Source organism: Carnobacterium maltaromaticum DSM 20342, assembly GCF_000744945.1.
GTDB lineage: Bacteria > Bacillota > Bacilli > Lactobacillales > Carnobacteriaceae > Carnobacterium > Carnobacterium maltaromaticum.
Map to the genome: position 1 here is coordinate 3,586,427 of NZ_JQMX01000001.1, position 18,112 is coordinate 3,604,538.

Below are 18,112 nucleotides of genomic sequence, written 5' to 3' on the forward strand. Positions count from 1 at the left end.
TTGTATTATGCAAAGCAAGCAGTTGGAGGAGGATTTTTATGTTAGGAAAATATTTGGAAACTTTTTTCAATCGTTGTTATTTATTTATCAAACTAAGCTTAATTTTTTGGGGATTAAGTTTTACGGGTGGGCTAATTTTTGGTATTGGTCCAGCATTAGTAACAATCGCTAGTTTATTTCTAGAATATCGCTGGGAATACAAGCAAATGAACAAAGCCACATGGTGGAAAATCTATAAAGAGAACTTTAAAAAGAGTACTATTTTATTTTATATATTTGGTGCAATTAGTGTTTTCTTAGCTTATAATTTATACTTGTCCGTACAAATTACAGGGCTATTATTTTTAATGATTGATTTCCTAATTATTTTTGCTTTAGTTATTTTAAGTAGTGCTTTTTGGTTTGCAATATTGATCCAAAGTCAATATGATTGTTCTTTAAAAGACACGCTTAAATTAGCGGCCATTTTATCGTTTATGAGTTTTAAAAATACGTTGGTTTTAACAATTGGTGGAGTGGTATTGATTATGATAACGTATAAGTTTCCAGGTTTGATTTTATTTGGTAGCATCGGTTTTTGGATTATTTTTGTTGCCAATGTTTCTCAACCACTGTTTACCAAATTAGATGAACAATTGGTGAGTTTAGAAAGTTGATTATGTAGAAATAATCTTTTTTCTTCTGTTAAATTTAGGTGAATTAAAGGAGGAATAAGGTTGAAGCAAAAGAATTTAATTTATTCGTTATTAAAAGTATACTCGTTAGTGATGATTCTAGTCATCACTTCTTTTGCTGTTACGGTGAGTTATGCAACATTTGATCGAAATCGCAAGGATACTGCTAAAGTGACTCAGCAAACCGCCAGTCGTTTAGCTGATATTTTATCAGAAAATGAAAATAAAATTAATCGAATTGCAATTGAATTGACGAATAATCAAGAAAAAGTTGCTAATTTATTTGATTATTTTCAGTTGAGTTATAGTGACTATTTAAGTCAAAGTTTGAGCCGTGAAGGAATTGAAGGTGGGATCAGCAGCATTTATCTTCCCCAAAAAATTGCTAATCTTTATTATGCGGATGATAAAATTGAATCTATTGCGATTGATTTGAAAAACTATCAAGAAATTCTATATTCTAATGAGCAAAAGAAAATGGGGAGTAAGGAAAAGCGCATGCCGGATTTGAAGAATCAACTGACACTTTCGAAAACGTTGATGAATCCGAATACATCGGAACAAATTGGTACATTATATGTTACCTTTTCAAAGCAAGAATTAAATACAATTATTGATAATTCTGGTGCAAAGAATCAACTTCAAACATTTATTTTTTCAGATAGAATGAAACAGTTATATGCAAATAAAATTCCGAGTAATAACGGATTGCTCCAAGCTGAAATCGAAAAGGGGATTACTAAAAATTCTGAGATTGATTTTCTTAGCTTAAGTCAGCAGTATTATATTTATGGCTCGGAAACTGCAAGTGGTATGCAGGTTTTAACAGCAGTATCTAAAAAAAGTGTGGCTATTCAATCGTTTAATGCTATTTTTTTTATTTTATTAGGAAGTGCTTTAATTAATTTATTTTTGCTTTATTTTTTATATCGAATCTTCCGTAAATATGCTTATCAAGTTGAAGATATTGTTGCTTCTGTTAGTCAAGTTTCTAGTGGTAAGTTGGACTGGCGGATTACAACTGCAGACAAAGAAGCTGAATTAAAGGATATTTCAACGGGTATCAATCAAATGTTAGATGGAATTAATCAATATATTGAAGATATTTATACATTAGAGATTAAACAAAAAGATGCACATATGCGTGCGCTGCAATCACAAATTAATCCTCACTTTTTATACAATACGCTAGAGTATATTCGGATGTATGCTGTGAGTGAGGGGGCTGAAGAGCTAGCAGACGTTGTCTATACTTTTGCAACGTTGCTTCGAAATAATACATCTCAAGAAAAAACAACAACGCTTAAGAAGGAATTGGAGTTTTGTGAAAAATACGTTTACCTTTATCAAATGCGGTATCCAGGCAATATCGCCTATTCTTTTGCAATTGATTCAGCCATCGAGAATTTAGTTATTCCCAAATTTTCAATCCAACCACTAATTGAAAATTATTTTGTCCATGGTATTGATTATATGCGGATTGATAATGTCATCAGTGTTAAAGCGAATATTGAAGAAGATAAAATTACGATTCTCATTCGTGATAATGGAAAAGGAATGTCTTCAGAAAAAATTAAGGATTTGAACCAATCTTTAATGGAATCCCATAGTAAATTTGGAGGATCAATTGGGATTTTAAATGTTAATGAACGTTTGCGTTCTTACTTTGGGGAAAGTTATCGGATGTGTATTCAAGAAACACAAGCACACGGCGTTACCATTTCAATCTCATTTGAAAAAGAAAAGGAGGAAGTTTAGATGTATCGGATGTTGCTAGTTGATGATGAGTATATGATTTTAGCAGGATTACAAAAACTTATTCCTTGGCAAGAATTAGGGATAGAAATAGTTGGTACAGCAAAAAATGGTCAAGAAGCATTAGATTTTGTGAGAAACAATGTTGTAGATATTGTTATTTCTGATGTGACGATGCCTTTACTTTCAGGAATAGAATTTATTAGACAGGCTCAAAGCGAAGATATTTATTTTCATTTTTTAATTCTTTCAGGCTATCAAGAATTTGATTATGTCAAAGAAGGCTTACGAATGGGCGCTGACAACTATTTAATTAAACCTGTCGATAAAGTTGAATTAATTGAGACATTAGAGAAAATAATAAAAGAATTAAATAGTGAAGCAGAACAATTACAAACCCAGAGCGTTCTTTTTGATTATCTACTGCAAGGATGGACTCACGATGATATTGACTACATTGAGTTACGGAAAATGATTAAACGCTATGGTTATAGGCTGACAGATCGACCTTATACAGCTTTAATTATTGCCTATCCTATGGAAGCTGAAGAAGCACTAATCGAATTTATTGCTGACCAAAAGCAAGGGATGTACTATAAACAAAATGATGATCAGTCTTATACGGTTATTTTTGATGGATCAAAAGAAGAATTAAAAGCTTTTATAAAGGACTATCAGCAATTCAGTCAGTCTCTATTAGGTGATTTTTTAATTGGAGTAGGTGAGACTGTTAATGAAATAGTCGAGGTTGCTTCAAGTTATGAGCATGCTTTACATGCGCTTCAAATTCGTAATTTTTATCAAATAAAAGGATTGGAATTAACGAAGCAAATAGAAACAGGTATGATTCCGCAATTATCTTTTACAAAATTTAATCAAGCACTTTATATTCGTGATTTTGATACAATTCGTGAAGAAGTAGATATGATGTTGGAAAAGTTGCGTAAACACGGTGCTTTACCGGAGTATTCTCGTCAAATGATTTTTTTAATTTTTATGGATCTCTATCGCCAATTTGAAAACTTAGATGAATCTTTTTATCAAGTTAATTTTGAAAAAATTGCTACGGCTCAATCGTTTGAAGGATTAGAAAGTGTAATTGAAGAGACGTTGCTTGAAATTAAGCATGTGAAGAAAGAACGATCTTATAGCCAAAATACGCAGCATATGTTAGAAATTATTACAAAACGTTATTCAGAAGATCTTTCTTTGAAAGTAGTTGCGGATGAATTGTTTTTAAATGTGATGTATTTGGGCCAAATTTTTAAAAAAGAAACTCAGAAAAGTTTTTCCCAATATTTAAATCAATACCGAATTAAAAAAGCGCAAAATTTATTGGTCCAGTCTGATGGGAATATAAATGAAATTGCAATTGCTGTGGGATATACAAGTGCAGGATATTTTTATAAAAATTTCAAAAAAATATGTGGGATTTCACCAAAGGAATTTCGTGAACGATTTGAAAATAGTTATGACCCAATTGATAGTTAAGTGAATCGAAGTTTAATAGATTAAAAATACCCAGTAACTAAAATTCAGTTCATCTGAAAATTAATTAGTGGGTATTTACCTGTGTTTAATTAGTGAGCAGAATAGCCACCATCAATCACTAATTCAGCTCCATTTATAAAGGAAGCTTCATCAGAGGCTAAAAAAAGAATGGCATTTGCAACTTCTTCAGGTTTTCCAATTCGGCCTAAAGGAGTTGCTTGAATCAACTGTGCCATAGCATCTTTATATTCACTAACAGCAGCAGACATCGGTGTCTCAATGACTCCTGGATAAACAGAATTAACTCGAATATTGAAATAGCCTAGGTCAGCAGCAGCTGCCTTTGAAACAGCACGGATAGAACCTTTAGAACCTGTATAACCATTGATTCCTGCTCCTACTAAAGCTGTATAAGATGCCGTATTAACAATTGAGCCTTGACCAGCTTTTTTCATGTAGGGAACAACTGCTTTCATGCCGAGGAAGGGGCCAAGTGCATTTATTTTATGCTGTAATTCCCATTCTTCAACGGTTGTTGTCTCAAGGCCTTTATCAGAAGAGATGCCAGCATTATTTGCTAAGATGTCAATTTTACCAAATTGTTCAATTACTTCTTGAACAACCTGAGTCCACTCAGCTTCTGATGAAATGTCTAATTTTTTAGTGACAACATTTTCTTTCCCTTTCGCTTTATTTAAAGCCTCTTGGTTAATGTCGCAAACAACAACAGTTGCTCCTTCTGCAATGAAACAATCTGTAATTTTTTCTCCAATACCTGAAGTACCACCTGTTACAAGCGCTACTTTATTTTTTAGTCGATTCATATTGAACACCCTTTCATTTTAGAGAATGAATGCAGTGTAACATTAATAATAAAAAAAAGCGAGACTAACTTTTTTAGAATATTAATTAAATAAACCCAAAATAAAAATCCCATGGCAACTGTCAAATTAGACACGACCATGAGATCTTTATTTTTCCTTTAACTAAACTGCATCAATGCCACGTTCACCCGTTCGAATGCGCACACAATCTTCAAGTGCAGTTACAAATATTTTTCCGTCTCCTACGTCTCCAGTGCGACAAGTCTCGACAATGATATCAATTACTTGATCAACAGTTTCAGAAGCTACAACCAGCTTTATTTCGACTTTGGGAACCAAATTAATCATGACCTCATTGCCACGATAATATTCAGTCCAGCCTAATTGTTTGCCAAAGCCAAGAACTTGCGCAACGGTCATGCCTGAAATAGAGGCTTTAGTATACAAAGCTGTTTTTAAATCCTCTAACTTTTCTTGTCGAATAATTGCTTCAATTTTTTTCATTCTAATCCACCTTTCTTTTCTGTGTTTTTAAGAATCCATTCCCATAAAGGTTGGGTAAGCTGTTTCATCATGTTCAGCTAAATCTAAACCAAGGACTTCTTCTTTGTCTTCAACACGAAGAGGCATAAATTGTTTTAAAATTATGAGAATTAAACCAGTAGCAATTGCAGAAAAGGCGATTGTAATTACAATACTGATGATTTGTGCAACAAATAAGCGTGTTTCTCCATAAAATAAGCCATCCCATTGTGCTACACCATTAATCGATTTTTTAGCAAAAATTCCAGTTGCGATACCACCCCAAATACCACCTAATCCATGACAACCAAAAGCATCTAAGGAATCATCTAATCCCCATTTGTGTTTGAGCTTAGAAATGAAGAAGAAGCAGAGTGGACTAACGACTCCTCCAATTATAAAGGCGCTCCATAGTGGAACAAAACCCGCTCCGGGAGTAATTGCAACTAAACCTACGACAGCTCCGGTAATAGCGCCCATCACAGTTGGTTTTCCTTGGGTTACTTGTTCGACAAGCATCCAAGATAACATAGCGGTCGCAGCAGCTGTATTGGTTGTTAGTAGGGCGTGAACCGCTAAAGCATTGGCACCAAGTGCGCTGCCAGCGTTGAATCCGAACCAACCAAACCAAAGAAGTGAAGCTCCCAAAACAACAAATGGAATGTTGTGAGGGCGATAATTTAAACGCCCATAATCACGCCTTTTTCCTAAAAATAATGCCAAAACTAATCCAGTAATACCTGAGCTGATATGCACAACGTTTCCACCAGCAAAATCAACAGAGCCTAGCTCCGCTAAAAAGCCACCAGAACCCCAGACCATATGTGCCATTGGGTAATAAACAATAATTAACCAGATTGCAATAAAAACAAATAATGTTGAAAATTTCATTCTTTCTGCTACTGCACCATAAATTAAAGCAGGTGTAATAATCGAAAACATCATTTGAAAGCTAGCAAAAAGTGTTTCAGGAATTGTTTCAGAGTAAGTTGGATTTGGACTTCCAGTAACCCCATTAAAAAACAAATGATTGAGGCTCCCAATAAACCCGCCATGATCTTCGCCAAAGGCCAAACTATAACCAAAGGCAATCCACATTACGGAAGCTAGTCCGCAAACAAATAAAACGGACATCATGGTATTTAAGGTGTTTTTTCGTCTGACCATGCCTCCATAGAAAAAGGCTAGTCCGGGAGTCATTAAGAAAACTAATGCTCCACATAGTATAATAAATGCTGTATCTCCTGTATCAATCATCGAAACACCTCTTTTGTTTTATTTAGAAATAAAAACTTCTATTTTTGGAATTTTAGCATCTAAATTTAACGGAGTCTACAGTTATGTTAAAATTTAATGAGAAAGTTTTTTATAACTAACAGTCAAGGTGATGTTATATGACATTGATAGGTTTTTATTTAAAAAAATATCAGAGAAAGGTAACTAAATTATTTGTTTTAGGTAAAAGAAGTGTTTTTTTATTTTAACTAGTAAGGGTTTAAATCAAGTTGAATAAGTCTTTTTATTAGGGACAAAAGGGTGTTTTGAATAAAATCCGAATAATCCTTGTTTTATTTATCTTTTTATTCGTTTTTTCAATGTAAAATTCATGTAAAAAGGCGTAGAATCATTGATAAATTCTTAGACTTAACTTATAATAATTATGGACCTAAGAAGAAAATAATAGGTACTAATTCATGTGTTTTATAGGAGGAAGTTCAGTCAATGAAAAACTTTAAAAAGTTATTTCTAGTAGGTTTAGGTGTGTCTTTAGCTGTGACATTAGCAGCATGTGGTGGTGGAGAAAAAGCTAGTGAGAAAGATAAAGCTTATGTGCCCGAAAAATTAACCGTTCAATTTGTTCCTTCTCAAGCAGCAGAAACGCTTGAAGCAAAAGCAAAACCATTAGAAAAATTACTTTCTAAGGAATTAGGTATTCCTGTAGAAGTTAGTGTTTCAACTGACTATAATACAATTATTGAAGCAATGGATTCAAAACAGGTTGATGTTGGATTTTTACCTCCAAATGCTTATGTTTTAGCGCATGAACAAAGTGGTGCTAAAGTATTATTACAAGCACAACGATATGGTATTGAACAACCAGGTGGGAAAAAGACGGATGAATTAGTTGATTCATATAAATCAATGATTGTTGTAAAAAAAGGTAGCAAAATTAAAGAGCTAAAAGATTTAAAAGGGAAGAAAATTGCTACTCAAGATGTAACTTCTTCAGCAGGTTATGTTTGGCCAGCAGCAGAAATGAAAAAAGCGGGCGTTGATATTGAGAAAAGTGATATTACAACTGTACAAGTAAAAGGACATGATCAAGCAATCCTTTCTGTTTTAAATGGAGATGTAGATGCAGCATTTGTTTTTGAAGATGCTCGAAATAACGTTGTTAAAGATGTTCCGACTATTTTTGATGAAGTAGAGCCAATGTATACAACAGCTCCAATTCCTAATGATACTGTGACTGTTCGCGCAGATATGAGCGACGATTGGAATACAAAAATTCAAGATGCTTTTATCAATATTGGAAAATCAGAAGAGGGTAAGGCGATTATTTCAGCTATTTACACTCATGAAGGTTATGTGAAATCTAAAGATAGTAATTTTGATATTGTTAGAGAATATGCTAAAGAAGTTGGTCAATAAAATCTAATGAATGCATTTTTATAATAAAACTGGTTCGCTCTATAGGAGTGAGCCAGTTTTATTTTTTAGTAAGTTAGCTATTTTGCACCAGCTATTCTTTGTGAAAAAAACAACATGGAAAATAGTTTCCTAAATTTGCTTATTGGTTAGTAGAGAAGGATTGATTGATTTTTAGTTCTTACTAAAAGTTTGTGTAAAAAAAAGCCAAAGAGCAAAAATTATCTTGACTAATTGGCTAAGTAATAATAGAATATAATCAACACTTAACCAATAAATGGTTATATTATTTAATTATTTGGTTAAGTTTACGTTTTGTTTTTTTACAACTATTTGAAAGGGTTTACATTTAATCGTAAAAAATGGTTAGGAGGTAAGTAGTAAAAGCTCTAAAAGGTATGAAGTCTTATCAAATTATAAGAAAAAGGGGAAAATAGAATGAAAAAAATGTGGAAAGTTTTACTGATGTCGTTTACCTTATTTTTTTTGGTAGCTTGTGGAGCAGATTCGAGCTCGAATAAAGAAAAAACAATTGGTTATGCAATCAACAATTTGAATGATACATTTCAAACGTATATTTTAGAAGCGGCAAAAGAGACAGCAAAAGAAAATAAAATTGATATAAAAGTAGAAAATGCCAAAGAAGATTTAATTTCCCAACAAGATCAAGTGAACACATTAATTCAAAATGGGGTTTCAGCCTTAATTGTTGTTCCCGTAGATACTAGTGCAATGGGTCCGATTACGAAAGCCGCTCAAAATGCAGGCATTCCATTAGTTTATGTGAATCGCAATCCTTATGCTGGAAAAGAAAAAGAAATGCCAAAAGATGTGTACTATGTTGGATCAGATGAAATCACAGCTGGGATTATGCAGATGGATTATATTGGCGAACAATTAAATGGCGAAGGCGGTATTACTGTTTTAATGGGGATTCTTGGAAATGAGGGTGCTGTCCAACGAACAAAAGGGGTTAGTGATACGGCAGCTGGAAAATTCCCGAAAAATAAAATTTTAGCAAAAGAAACAGGCGAATGGCAAAGAGATAAAGCTCTAAGTATTGCTGAAAATTGGATTTCAACTTATGGCGATGATGTCAAAGCAATCATTGCGAATAATGATGAGATGGCATTAGGCGCTGTTCAAGCCGCCAAAAAAAATGGACGCAATGATATTTTAATTACGGGTATTGACGCTATTCCCGATGCTTTAGATGCAGTAGAGTCTGGTGATTTAGCTACAACAATCTTTCAAGATGCAAAAGGTCAAGGAGGTGGGGCTGTAGATACTATTTTAGCGGTATTTGATAATAAACCACCTAAAGAAGCAATTAAATACGTTCCATTTAAACTCGTAACACCTGAAAATGTAGCAGAATTTAAATGAGTCCAGATGACTAAATCTTGAGAAATTAGGTTGGTCATTAGTGGCAGATGGCTAGCCTATTGTTTCAAAATTTATAAGGAGTGAGAAAATGGAAGCGGATAATTATTTATTACGAGTTGAGGATATCGAAAAGGAATTTCCAGGAGTTAAAGCATTAAATGGTGTGCAACTAAAAATTGCTCCTGGTGAAGTTCACGCTTTACTAGGCGAAAATGGAGCTGGAAAATCGACTTTAATGAAATGCTTAATTGGCATGCATACCCCTTCAAAAGGTAAAATCTGGTTTGATGGACGCTATATTGAGAATTATACGATTACAGAAGCGTTGGAAATGGGTATCTCTATGATCCATCAAGAATTAAGCCCTGTTAGAGAGAAAAGTATTATGGAAAACATTTGGTTAGGAAGAGAACCTAAGAATAAATTTGGGTTAATTGATCATAAAAAAATGTATCAAATGACCCTAGATGTTTTAGATCGAATTCAAACTAAATTAGATCCAAAAATGCTAATCAAGAACTTAACTGTAGCGAAAATGCAAATGATTGAGTTAGCTAAGGCAATTTCATACAATGCTAAGTTAATTATTATGGATGAACCTACTTCCTCTTTAACGGAGAAAGAAACGTTACAGTTATATAAAATTATTCGGCAATTAAAAGCAGAAAATTGTAGTATTATTTATATTTCGCATAAACTAGACGAGATTCAAACCATATGTGATACCTTAACTGTTTTACGGGATGGACAATATGTGACAGATCGTTTGGTAAAGGATACAAGTACACAAGAAATGATTAACTTAATGGTTGGTAGAGATATTAATCAACTATTTCCTAAGCAAAAAACAGAGATTGGTAAAGTGAAATTTGAGATTCGTGATTTTTCGGATGGCAAACATTTTAATCATATTTCATTTGATGTTCGTGAAGGTGAAATACTAGGATTTGCTGGATTGGTTGGTGCTGGACGGTCTGAAGTGATGGAATCTTTATTTGGAGTTCGTTCGAGAATTTCAGGTGAAATCTATATGGATGGCAAGAAAGTCAGCATAAACAATGCAGGGGATGCTGTTAAAAACAAGTTAGCTTTTTTGACGGAGGATCGTAGAAAAACAGGGATTTTTCCAATGCTTTCAGTTGGATATAATATTGTTTCAAGTAGCATTGATTCGTTTAAAAATAAAATAGGTTTATTGGATAATAAACGTTTGGCGGATGAAGCTGAAAACTATATAGAAACTTTAAAAGTGAAAACGCCTTCTGCTAATGCAGCTATTATGAATTTAAGTGGTGGAAACCAACAAAAGGTACTAATTGCTAAGTGGTTACTAACAAAACCAGAAGTATTGATTTTAGATGAACCTACTCGTGGAATTGATGTTGGGGCAAAAGCTGAAATTCATCGAAATATTTCAACGATGGCTTATACCGGAAAATGCATTATTATGGTTTCGTCAGAGTTACCAGAAATTTTAGGGATGAGTGATCGAGTTGTGGTGATGCACGAGGGTAAAATCACAGGAATTTTAGAAAATAAAGACTTAACTCAAGAAGAAATTTTGGAATATGCTAGCGGAGAAAAAGATGATTTTCCAATCAAGTAGAAAAAGAAAAATTAAAGGGGCGAGAAGTGGATGGCACAACAACAGAATCATGAAATGAAAGAGCCTAATGTAGTTGATAGAAAAGGCAATCGGAAAGCCTTTATACAGAAATATCTTATTATTTTTGTTTTAATTGGAATGGTTATTATTTTGACGGGAGTCAATCCTAATTTTATTTCGTTTAACAATATTCTAAATTTACTAACACAAACGTCTATTTATGGTATTTTAGCTCTAGGATTATTTATTGTCTTAGTATCTAAGGGGATTGATTTATCTGTTGGTTCAACGTTGGCATTTGCTGGAATTGTTGCAGGTACCATTAGTCAAACCAAAGACGCGGTTGATAAAGTTTTCCCTCAATTGGGACAAGCGCCATTTATTGTGACTATTCTAATTGCAATTCTTATTGGTGCGCTGATTGGATTGATTAATGGCTCTTTGATTGCTTATACAGGAATTCCTCCATTTATTGCTACATTAGGGACTCAAATAGCAGTTAGGGGAGCGGCTTTGATGGTTTCAAAAGGGAAGCCAATTAGTAATATTAATCCAGCAATTGATTTTTTAGGAGATCGAATTTTTGGCTTCTTACCAGTTCCAGTCTTAATTTATGGCGTAATTATTTTCTTAATGTGGGTACTAATGAATTATACTTCTTTTGGGAAAAGTATTTATGCAATTGGTGGTAATGTTGAAGCAGCAGAGATTTCAGGAATAAATGTCAAAAGAAATCTTGTCTTAGTTTATGTAATATCAGGAGTATTAGCAGGGATTTCTTCTTTAATTTATATAGGTAGGACTGGTGGATCCATTCAACCAGCAGCTGGAACGATGTATGAAACGACAGCTATTGCAGCAGCAACAATTGGCGGAACAAGTCATAGTGGTGGAATTGGAACCGTTTGGGGAGTTGTAGTTGGAGCGCTTATTTTAGGAACATTAACAAATGGGTTTACGTTATTAGGAGTAGACGCATATGTACAACAAATTATTCAAGGTGGAATTATTATCGGAGCAGTTGTACTCGATATGCGCAAAAATAGACGGGTATAAAGTTGAATTGCATAAAAAAAGAACGAGGCCAGGATGCTTATCCGAACCTCGTTCTATCTTTGATTTATTCATTTTAGTTATAGTTCGCCGGTTAGGAATTGAGCTCGTCCAAATCCGAAACTCCAATCAGCTTGTTCATTAATCGTGATTGAAATCATAATATCTTCGGGTGCAATACCACAGCGATTAGTTAGTGCCTGTACTACTTTTTGATAAAAGTCCACTTTTTGTTTCTCTTTCCTTTGGCGGCTTGTGATTGAAAGAACGACTACGTTTTGGCTACGTTTAAAGCCTAACCCTGTATCTTCAATAATCATTTCATTTGCAGGATGTTGGTGTAGAATTTGGAAACGGTCATTTATTGGAATTTCAAAAGTTTCAACTAAAACTTCATGGATGGTATCCAATAGTAGTTTAATTTCACTATCAGTTCGTCCTTCAATTAAATCAATCTGGATTAATGGCATAAAAATCTCTCCTTTTAGGTTAATGGGTAGTATATTGGAATGTGATGCTGCTTACAAAAATGCTGATACTCATGGGGAAGCATGTTGGTTGTAATTAAGCCATCAATATTTGAAAGCTCTAAATAGGTTAAAAGCGTTGATTTATCGAATTTAGTTAGGTCAGCTAGTAGATAAAGTTGATTGGTTTTGGCCGAAATCCATTTCTTTATTTCGTATTCTAAGGGATCAGAATTTGTTAAGCCGTGGGCAATTGAGACGCCCGTTGCCGCCATAAAAGCTTTATTAATGTTGTAACGAGATAAAAATGTTTCTTCAGATAATTCAACAAAAGAACGAGTCCGCCGTTTAAAAGTGGTTCCAACTACAACCAAATTGATATTTGTCATGGTAGCGGCACTATTGATAATATCGAGATTATTTGTTAAGACTGTAAAGTGAATTGCTGGAGAAACTGAATCTAGCAAATGGCTCGTTGTTGTTCCAGAATCAATGAAAATTAAATCATTCTCTTCAATTAAGGATGCCGCCTTAGCAGCAATTAGTTCTTTTTGTAACTTATTTTCAATAGTTCTTGATTCAAATGGAATGAGTTGAGAGTTAGCTGCAATTACGCCTCCATAAACTTTTTCTAAAAGTCCTTCAGTTTCAAGATACTGAATATCACGCCGAATTGTATTTTTTGATACGTTAAAGTAAGTGCATAATTCATTGAGTGAAACATGCTTATGTTCTTGAATATACTCTTCAATTTTTTGAATTCTTTTCATTTTCATATGTTCTTGCATCCTCCCTTTATGCACATTAACTTTTACTAATAAGTATATCTAATATAGCATATACTCAAAAGTTAATCAACAAATAATCAGATTCGTTTTCTTGTGTTTGTTTATTTTAAAGAGTTTTGACTAATTATGTGCATTTTTTTTGGTTTTTTTGTTGGATAATAAAATAAAATATATTGACTATTGGTTAAGTTAAGGTTAATATATAACCAAGATATAACCAATTAGATAGTGAGGTAAATTTCAAATAAATCAGATTTAATTTGATTTATTGTGGAATCGCTTTCTTTTGGATTGAGAAAAACATGAGGAGGAATACGAATGGTTGAGGTTAGAAGATTAAAAAATTATATTAATGGGGAGTGGGTTAATAGCCAAACATCAAACTACGAAGATGTCTTGAACCCAGCAACAAAAGAAATTATTTGCCAAGTGCCTCTTTCAACAAAAGAAGATGTTGAGCTGGCAACGAAAGCAAGCTTGGCAGCATTTGAAAAATGGAAAAATGTAGCTGTTCCAAGGCGAGCTCGAATTTTATTTAAGTTTCAAGAATTGATTACTCGTAACAAACTAGAACTAGCACGTTTAATTACAATTGAAAATGGAAAAAATTTAAAAGAAGCTTTAGGAGAGGTACAACGTGGTATTGAGAATGTTGAATTTGCGGCTGGAGCCCCGAGTTTAATGATGGGGGATTCGTTAGCTTCTATTGCTACAGATGTAGAAGCAGCTAATTACCGTTATCCAGTTGGAGTTGTCGGTGGTATTACTCCATTTAATTTCCCAATGATGGTACCTTGCTGGATGTTCCCAATGGCAATTGCATGTGGAAATAGTTTTATTTTAAAACCCTCTGAACGAACACCATTACTCACAGAGAAACTAGTTGAGCTTTTCACTGAAGCTGGTTTACCTGCAGGTGTCTTCAATGTTATATACGGCGCTCATGATGTCGTAAATGGAATCTTAGAACACCCTGAAATTAAAGCGATTTCATTTGTTGGTTCAAAAACAGTTGGTCAATATATTTATCGCAAAGGGAGTGAACATTTAAAACGGGTTCAGTCATTAACTGGAGCTAAGAATCATACAATTGTATTAAATGACGCTGATTTGAAAGAAACTGTACCAGCTATTGTAGCAGCAGCATTTGGTTCAGCAGGTGAACGTTGTATGGCGGCAGCTGTAGTAACTGTTGAAGAAGGTATTGCGGATCAATTTATGGAGCAATTAGTTGCTGAAACGAAAAATATTAAAATTGGAAATGGATTAGAAGAAGAGGTTTTCCTTGGTCCCGTTATTCGTGAAGAGAATCAAAAAAGAACGTTTAAATATATCGAAACAGGGATTAAAGAAGGAGCAAAGTTAGTTACAGACGGACGTGAAAATGTGCCGACAGATGGTTACTTTGTAGGACCAACTATTTTTGATCAAGTGACAACCGAAATGACAATTTGGAAAGATGAACTATTTGCTCCAGTCTTATCAATTATACGAGTGAAAAATTTAAAAGAAGCCGTTGCGATTGCTAATCAATCAGAATTTGCTAATGGTGCATGCTTGTTTACAAATAATGCCGGAGCTATTCGTTATTTCCGCGAAAGAATTGATGCTGGGATGTTAGGTATCAATTTAGGAGTACCTGCTCCAATGGCCTTTTTCCCATTCTCAGGTTGGAAAGATTCGTTCTATGGAACATTACATGCAAATGGAAAAGACAGTGTTGATTTTTATACACGTAAAAAAGTTGTGACAGCTCGTTATCCGCAAGCTAGTTTTGAATGAAAATAGTTGCTAGTTCAACAAACTTTTTGCCGGAGCTAAACCGACTCAACAAACTTTTTATTAAAGGGGTCCCGAGCGCCTACGGGGAATTTGTATCGATAAGGAAATTACCTTTGATCTCACATGTTATTTTGAACAATAACGAATACTATCAGAATAATTCAAAAAAACCAGTTGGACAGTAACGGTATCTGTCCAACTGGTTTTTTTGAAGGCCTGTTTTTCATTACTTTTATAAAGGCTAGAGAGCAACTTCCCTCCACATTTTACCTTTGCTAATTACATTGGCTTTAGTGATTTTCCTAATACCTTTTATTGGATGATTCCCGTTTACCATAGCTTACTCTATTTCATTTTTCTCTAAGGTTGAATTAATCTTTCACTTTCATTAATCGTAAGCCATTTAACGTGACTAAAAGAGTCGCACCCATATCCGCCATAATTGCAATCCATAATGTTAACCACCCTGGAATGACTAGCAAAAGAGCAATCAGTTTGATGACCAAGGAAAATGTGATATTTTGCTTAATAATTTGGAGTGTTTTTCTACTCAACTTTACCGTGAAAGGTAATTTTTGTAAGTCGTCTCCCATTAAGGCAACATCAGCTGTTTCAATGGCTGTGTCAGTTCCTGCTCCGCCCATTGCAATTCCAACCGTGGCCGCTGCTAAGGCTGGCGCATCATTAATACCGTCTCCAACCATGGCTACTTTACCAAAGTTTATTTTCAACTGTTTAATGTAATCTAATTTATCTTGGGGCATTAACTCACCTTCTATTTCAGAAACACCTACCTGTTGGCCAATTGCTTGCGCTGTGGCTTGGTTATCGCCAGTCAACATAATAGTTTTTTCAATCCCCAGCTCATGAAGTCGTTTAATAACATGTTGACTGGATGACCTAACCTCGTCGGCAACTGCCACTATAGAAATCAGGTTCTGATTTGTTCCAAAAAGCATAGCAGTCTTCCCTTTAAGTTGTAAGTCACTCACTTGTCGATGAATGGAGTCAGTAAATTGCGATGTTAGTAATTCCTTAAATAAAACGGGACTTCCAACATAATAGGTGTTACCATCTACAGTTCCTCTAATCCCTTTTCCTGTGATGGATGTAAAATCGTTCACATTAATACTAGTTAAATCCATTTCTCTCGTTTCTCCATACTTAATAATGGCTGAAGCAAGGGGGTGTTGAGATAATTGTTCCAGTGCTGCCATGATGGTATAGTTTTTATTTTGTTGAATGTTTGTGGCTTCTGTTAGTTCAATATAATCAGTGACCACCGGCACACCTTTTGTCAAGGTACCAGTTTTATCGAACGCAATGGCTTTTAGCCCACCAATTTCTTCTAAATACACGCCACCTTTTACCAATACGCCATTTTTAGCTGCATTTCCAATGGAGGTGACGATGGCAACAGGAGTTGAAACAACTAAGGCGCAAGGACACCCAACCACTAATACAGATAACCCTTGATACACCCACGTTTCCCAGTTGCCGCCAAACAGCAATGGCGGTACTGTTGCAATCAGTGCGGCGATCACAATAATGGCTGGCGTATAATATTTAGCAAATGTATCAACAAAGGCTTGAGCTGGAGCACGTTCACCTTGTGCCTCCTCAACTAAGTGAATAATTTTTGAAATCGTGGTATCTTCTACTCGTTTTGTGACCGCAACTTCAAGCAATCCTTCTTCATTTAACGTTCCAGCAAAAACGGAATCATCGATGTTTTTTTCAACAGGGATAGATTCACCAGTAATCGCTGCTTGATTGACGGCTGAATAACCTTTCACAACGTGACCATCCATCGCAATTTTTTGACCAGGCTTTATAATCATAATGTCGCCAATTTGAATGTCATCTACATGAACCATTCTGTCGGTGCCCGAGCGTCTCACAAGTGCCTCTTTTGGCGCAATGTCCATTAGGGAACGAATAGATTGTCGTGCCTTATCCATCGAGTAACGTTCAAGTGCCTCGCTTACTGCGAATAGAATCACCACAATAGATCCTTCTGCCCATTCACCAATGAAAGCAGCTCCAATAATAGCTATTGTCATCAGTGTCTCCATTGTAAATTCAAACTTCAATAAATTTTTGAATCCTTCCTTAAAGAGAGAATAGCCTCCGATGAAAATCGCAAAAATAAATAGTGCCTTAGTAAGATAAAAGTCCTCCCCATTCATGATCTGTGACGCATAACCCACTGCAATAAATAAGCCAGAAAGCAATAATCGCCAATTTTTTCTAATAAACGATTGATGGTCAGTAAAATGCTCTGGATCAGTAAAGGATGCTTTCTCTGGAATGATTTTCAAGTGTTCAAATGCTCCAGCCTGTTCAACTTGTTGAATACTTGCTTCACCTGTTACCGTGATTTTTGATGCGCCAAAGTTTACAATAGCTTCTGTTACACCCTCAATTTCTTTTACGTTCCGTTCAAATTTGGCCGCGCAATTTGTACAGCTCAATCCATCTACTCTATAAACAGTCTTTTCTGCCATTAGACTCCCACTCCTTCAAAATTAAGTAATATGAGTTTTACCTGATCTCTAACCCTATCATTCGCAAGAGAATAATAAACAAGCTTTCCATCTTTTCGATAGTTCGCAAGCCCTTGCTTCTTTAAAAAGCGTAAATGGTGGGACGTAGCCGCAACTGTTGCTTCGACAATATTAGCTAGATCGCAGACACAAAGTTCACTTTCTGTCAGTAATGCATACACAATTTTAACCCTTGTTTCATCAGACAGAATTTTTAACACTTGACTGATAGTTGTAACTTCTACGGTTTCCAGCCCAGTCTTCACCCGTCTTACTTTTTCTTCATCAATACAAGTAATTTCGCAAATATCTACAGTCATACTCAGTTTCTCCCTTCAACACTCAAAGAGACGCTTGAATGTTTATAGGGGTGATTATACTCTGTTCCAAGTTGATAGTCAAGCGTTCGTTTGAATAATAATTAACGATTACAATCAGTACCTTAAACGGTCGTTTATGGCACTTTTTGAATTTGTCTGTTTTTCAATCGTTTAAGCCTTAAATCAGGTACCAAAACTCGTTCTTTTTTCAAAGTACCTATATGGTTATTCTTGATGAGTTATGGTACA

The 18,112-nt window shown here is 34.8% G+C and carries 15 protein-coding genes; 8 read left to right on the forward strand and 7 right to left on the reverse strand.

From position 1 onward, the window contains the following. Window positions 1-38 precede the first annotated feature (38 nt). From BR77_RS16805 to BR77_RS16815, 3 genes are read left to right on the forward strand one after another with little or no spacing between them, the layout of a single operon-like run. Complete coding sequence (locus BR77_RS16805) at window positions 39-656, forward strand: YesL family protein (protein WP_010050735.1); 618 nt, start codon at window positions 39-41, stop codon at window positions 654-656. Between the two features lie 60 nt (window positions 657-716). Next, window positions 717-2,432 carry a sensor histidine kinase gene (locus BR77_RS16810; RefSeq protein ID WP_035065840.1) on the forward strand — a complete coding sequence of 572 codons (1,716 nt, stop codon included), beginning with the start codon at window positions 717-719 and terminating at the stop codon, window positions 2,430-2,432. After that, on the forward strand, window positions 2,433-3,920 hold the full coding sequence (locus tag BR77_RS16815) for a response regulator transcription factor (RefSeq protein WP_015076943.1): 1,488 nt from the start codon (window positions 2,433-2,435) through the stop codon (window positions 3,918-3,920). 89 nt (window positions 3,921-4,009) lie between these two features. On the opposite strand, the gene BR77_RS16820 is transcribed toward BR77_RS16815, so the two are convergent. The 3 genes from BR77_RS16820 to BR77_RS16830 form a co-directional block, all read right to left on the reverse strand. After that, a complete protein-coding gene (locus BR77_RS16820) occupies window positions 4,010-4,744 on the reverse strand; it encodes an SDR family NAD(P)-dependent oxidoreductase (protein WP_015076942.1) in 735 nt (244 codons plus the stop codon). Between the two features lie 162 nt (window positions 4,745-4,906). After that, window positions 4,907-5,248 (reverse strand): P-II family nitrogen regulator, encoded by a 342-nt coding sequence (locus BR77_RS16825; RefSeq protein ID WP_010050739.1) that lies wholly within the window; start codon window positions 5,246-5,248, stop codon window positions 4,907-4,909. Between the two features lie 27 nt (window positions 5,249-5,275). After that, window positions 5,276-6,523: an ammonium transporter gene (locus BR77_RS16830; protein ID WP_015076941.1), complete on the reverse strand. Its 1,248-nt coding sequence runs from the start codon at window positions 6,521-6,523 to the stop codon at window positions 5,276-5,278. A 465-nt stretch (window positions 6,524-6,988) separates the two neighbouring features. Between BR77_RS16830 and BR77_RS16835 the strand changes: the two genes are divergently transcribed. The 4 genes from BR77_RS16835 (at window position 6,989) to BR77_RS16850 (ending at window position 11,963) form a co-directional block, all read left to right on the forward strand. Next, entirely contained in the window at window positions 6,989-7,918 is a 930-nt protein-coding gene (locus BR77_RS16835) for a phosphate/phosphite/phosphonate ABC transporter substrate-binding protein (RefSeq protein WP_010050745.1), read from the forward strand. A gap of 435 nt (window positions 7,919-8,353) precedes the next feature. Continuing rightward, complete coding sequence (locus BR77_RS16840) at window positions 8,354-9,301, forward strand: substrate-binding domain-containing protein (RefSeq protein WP_015076939.1); 948 nt, start codon at window positions 8,354-8,356, stop codon at window positions 9,299-9,301. 88 nt (window positions 9,302-9,389) lie between these two features. Beyond that, the gene (locus BR77_RS16845; protein WP_010050749.1) at window positions 9,390-10,907 is read left to right on the forward strand and encodes a sugar ABC transporter ATP-binding protein; all 1,518 of its coding nucleotides are present in this window, start codon (window positions 9,390-9,392) and stop codon (window positions 10,905-10,907) included. Window positions 10,908-10,937: 30 nt separating this feature from the next. Continuing rightward, window positions 10,938-11,963, forward strand: a complete 1,026-nt coding sequence (locus BR77_RS16850; protein WP_010050751.1) for an ABC transporter permease — start codon at window positions 10,938-10,940, stop codon at window positions 11,961-11,963. Window positions 11,964-12,040: 77 nt separating this feature from the next. Here the strand turns inward: BR77_RS16850 and BR77_RS16855 are convergent, their stop codons facing one another. Both BR77_RS16855 and BR77_RS16860 read right to left on the reverse strand, forming a co-directional pair. Further along, complete coding sequence (locus tag BR77_RS16855) at window positions 12,041-12,430, reverse strand: tautomerase family protein (RefSeq protein WP_015076938.1); 390 nt, start codon at window positions 12,428-12,430, stop codon at window positions 12,041-12,043. Window positions 12,431-12,444: 14 nt separating this feature from the next. Beyond that, window positions 12,445-13,203, reverse strand: coding sequence for a DeoR/GlpR family DNA-binding transcription regulator (locus BR77_RS16860; protein ID WP_010050754.1), 759 nt, complete (start codon window positions 13,201-13,203; stop codon window positions 12,445-12,447). Between the two features lie 330 nt (window positions 13,204-13,533). On the opposite strand from BR77_RS16860, the gene iolA reads away from it, so the two are divergent. Continuing rightward, a complete protein-coding gene (gene iolA, locus BR77_RS16865; protein WP_010050756.1) occupies window positions 13,534-14,997 on the forward strand; it encodes a methylmalonate-semialdehyde dehydrogenase in 1,464 nt (487 codons plus the stop codon). A gap of 371 nt (window positions 14,998-15,368) precedes the next feature. Here iolA and BR77_RS16870 read toward each other — a convergent pair whose 3' ends face one another. Together BR77_RS16870 and cadC are read right to left on the reverse strand one after the other, a co-directional pair. After that, entirely contained in the window at window positions 15,369-17,504 is a 2,136-nt protein-coding gene (locus BR77_RS16870) for a heavy metal translocating P-type ATPase (protein ID WP_015076936.1), read from the reverse strand. Beyond that, entirely contained in the window at window positions 17,504-17,863 is a 360-nt protein-coding gene (gene cadC / locus BR77_RS16875; RefSeq protein ID WP_015076935.1) for a Cd(II)-sensing metalloregulatory transcriptional repressor CadC, read from the reverse strand. The genes BR77_RS16870 and cadC overlap by 1 nt, the downstream gene beginning before the upstream one ends. Between the last annotated feature and the right edge of the window lie 249 nt (window positions 17,864-18,112).

What these genes read in the sequence shown, in the direction of transcription:
- BR77_RS16805 (WP_010050735.1), top strand. Translation starts at nt 39, where the DNA reads ATGTTAGGAAAATATTTGGAAACTTTTTTCAATCGTTGTTATTTATTT.
- BR77_RS16815 (WP_015076943.1), top strand. Translation starts at nt 2,433, where the DNA reads ATGTATCGGATGTTGCTAGTTGATGATGAGTATATGATTTTAGCAGGA.
- BR77_RS16820 (WP_015076942.1), bottom strand. Translation starts at nt 4,744, where the DNA reads ATGAATCGACTAAAAAATAAAGTAGCGCTTGTAACAGGTGGTACTTCA.
- BR77_RS16825 (WP_010050739.1), bottom strand. Translation starts at nt 5,248, where the DNA reads ATGAAAAAAATTGAAGCAATTATTCGACAAGAAAAGTTAGAGGATTTA.
- BR77_RS16830 (WP_015076941.1), bottom strand. Translation starts at nt 6,523, where the DNA reads ATGATTGATACAGGAGATACAGCATTTATTATACTATGTGGAGCATTA.
- BR77_RS16835 (WP_010050745.1), top strand. Translation starts at nt 6,989, where the DNA reads ATGAAAAACTTTAAAAAGTTATTTCTAGTAGGTTTAGGTGTGTCTTTA.
- BR77_RS16840 (WP_015076939.1), top strand. Translation starts at nt 8,354, where the DNA reads ATGAAAAAAATGTGGAAAGTTTTACTGATGTCGTTTACCTTATTTTTT.
- BR77_RS16845 (WP_010050749.1), top strand. Translation starts at nt 9,390, where the DNA reads ATGGAAGCGGATAATTATTTATTACGAGTTGAGGATATCGAAAAGGAA.
- BR77_RS16850 (WP_010050751.1), top strand. Translation starts at nt 10,938, where the DNA reads ATGGCACAACAACAGAATCATGAAATGAAAGAGCCTAATGTAGTTGAT.
- BR77_RS16855 (WP_015076938.1), bottom strand. Translation starts at nt 12,430, where the DNA reads ATGCCATTAATCCAGATTGATTTAATTGAAGGACGAACTGATAGTGAA.
- BR77_RS16860 (WP_010050754.1), bottom strand. Translation starts at nt 13,203, where the DNA reads ATGAAAATGAAAAGAATTCAAAAAATTGAAGAGTATATTCAAGAACAT.
- iolA (WP_010050756.1), top strand. Translation starts at nt 13,534, where the DNA reads ATGGTTGAGGTTAGAAGATTAAAAAATTATATTAATGGGGAGTGGGTT.
- BR77_RS16870 (WP_015076936.1), bottom strand. Translation starts at nt 17,504, where the DNA reads ATGGCAGAAAAGACTGTTTATAGAGTAGATGGATTGAGCTGTACAAAT.
- cadC (WP_015076935.1), bottom strand. Translation starts at nt 17,863, where the DNA reads ATGACTGTAGATATTTGCGAAATTACTTGTATTGATGAAGAAAAAGTA.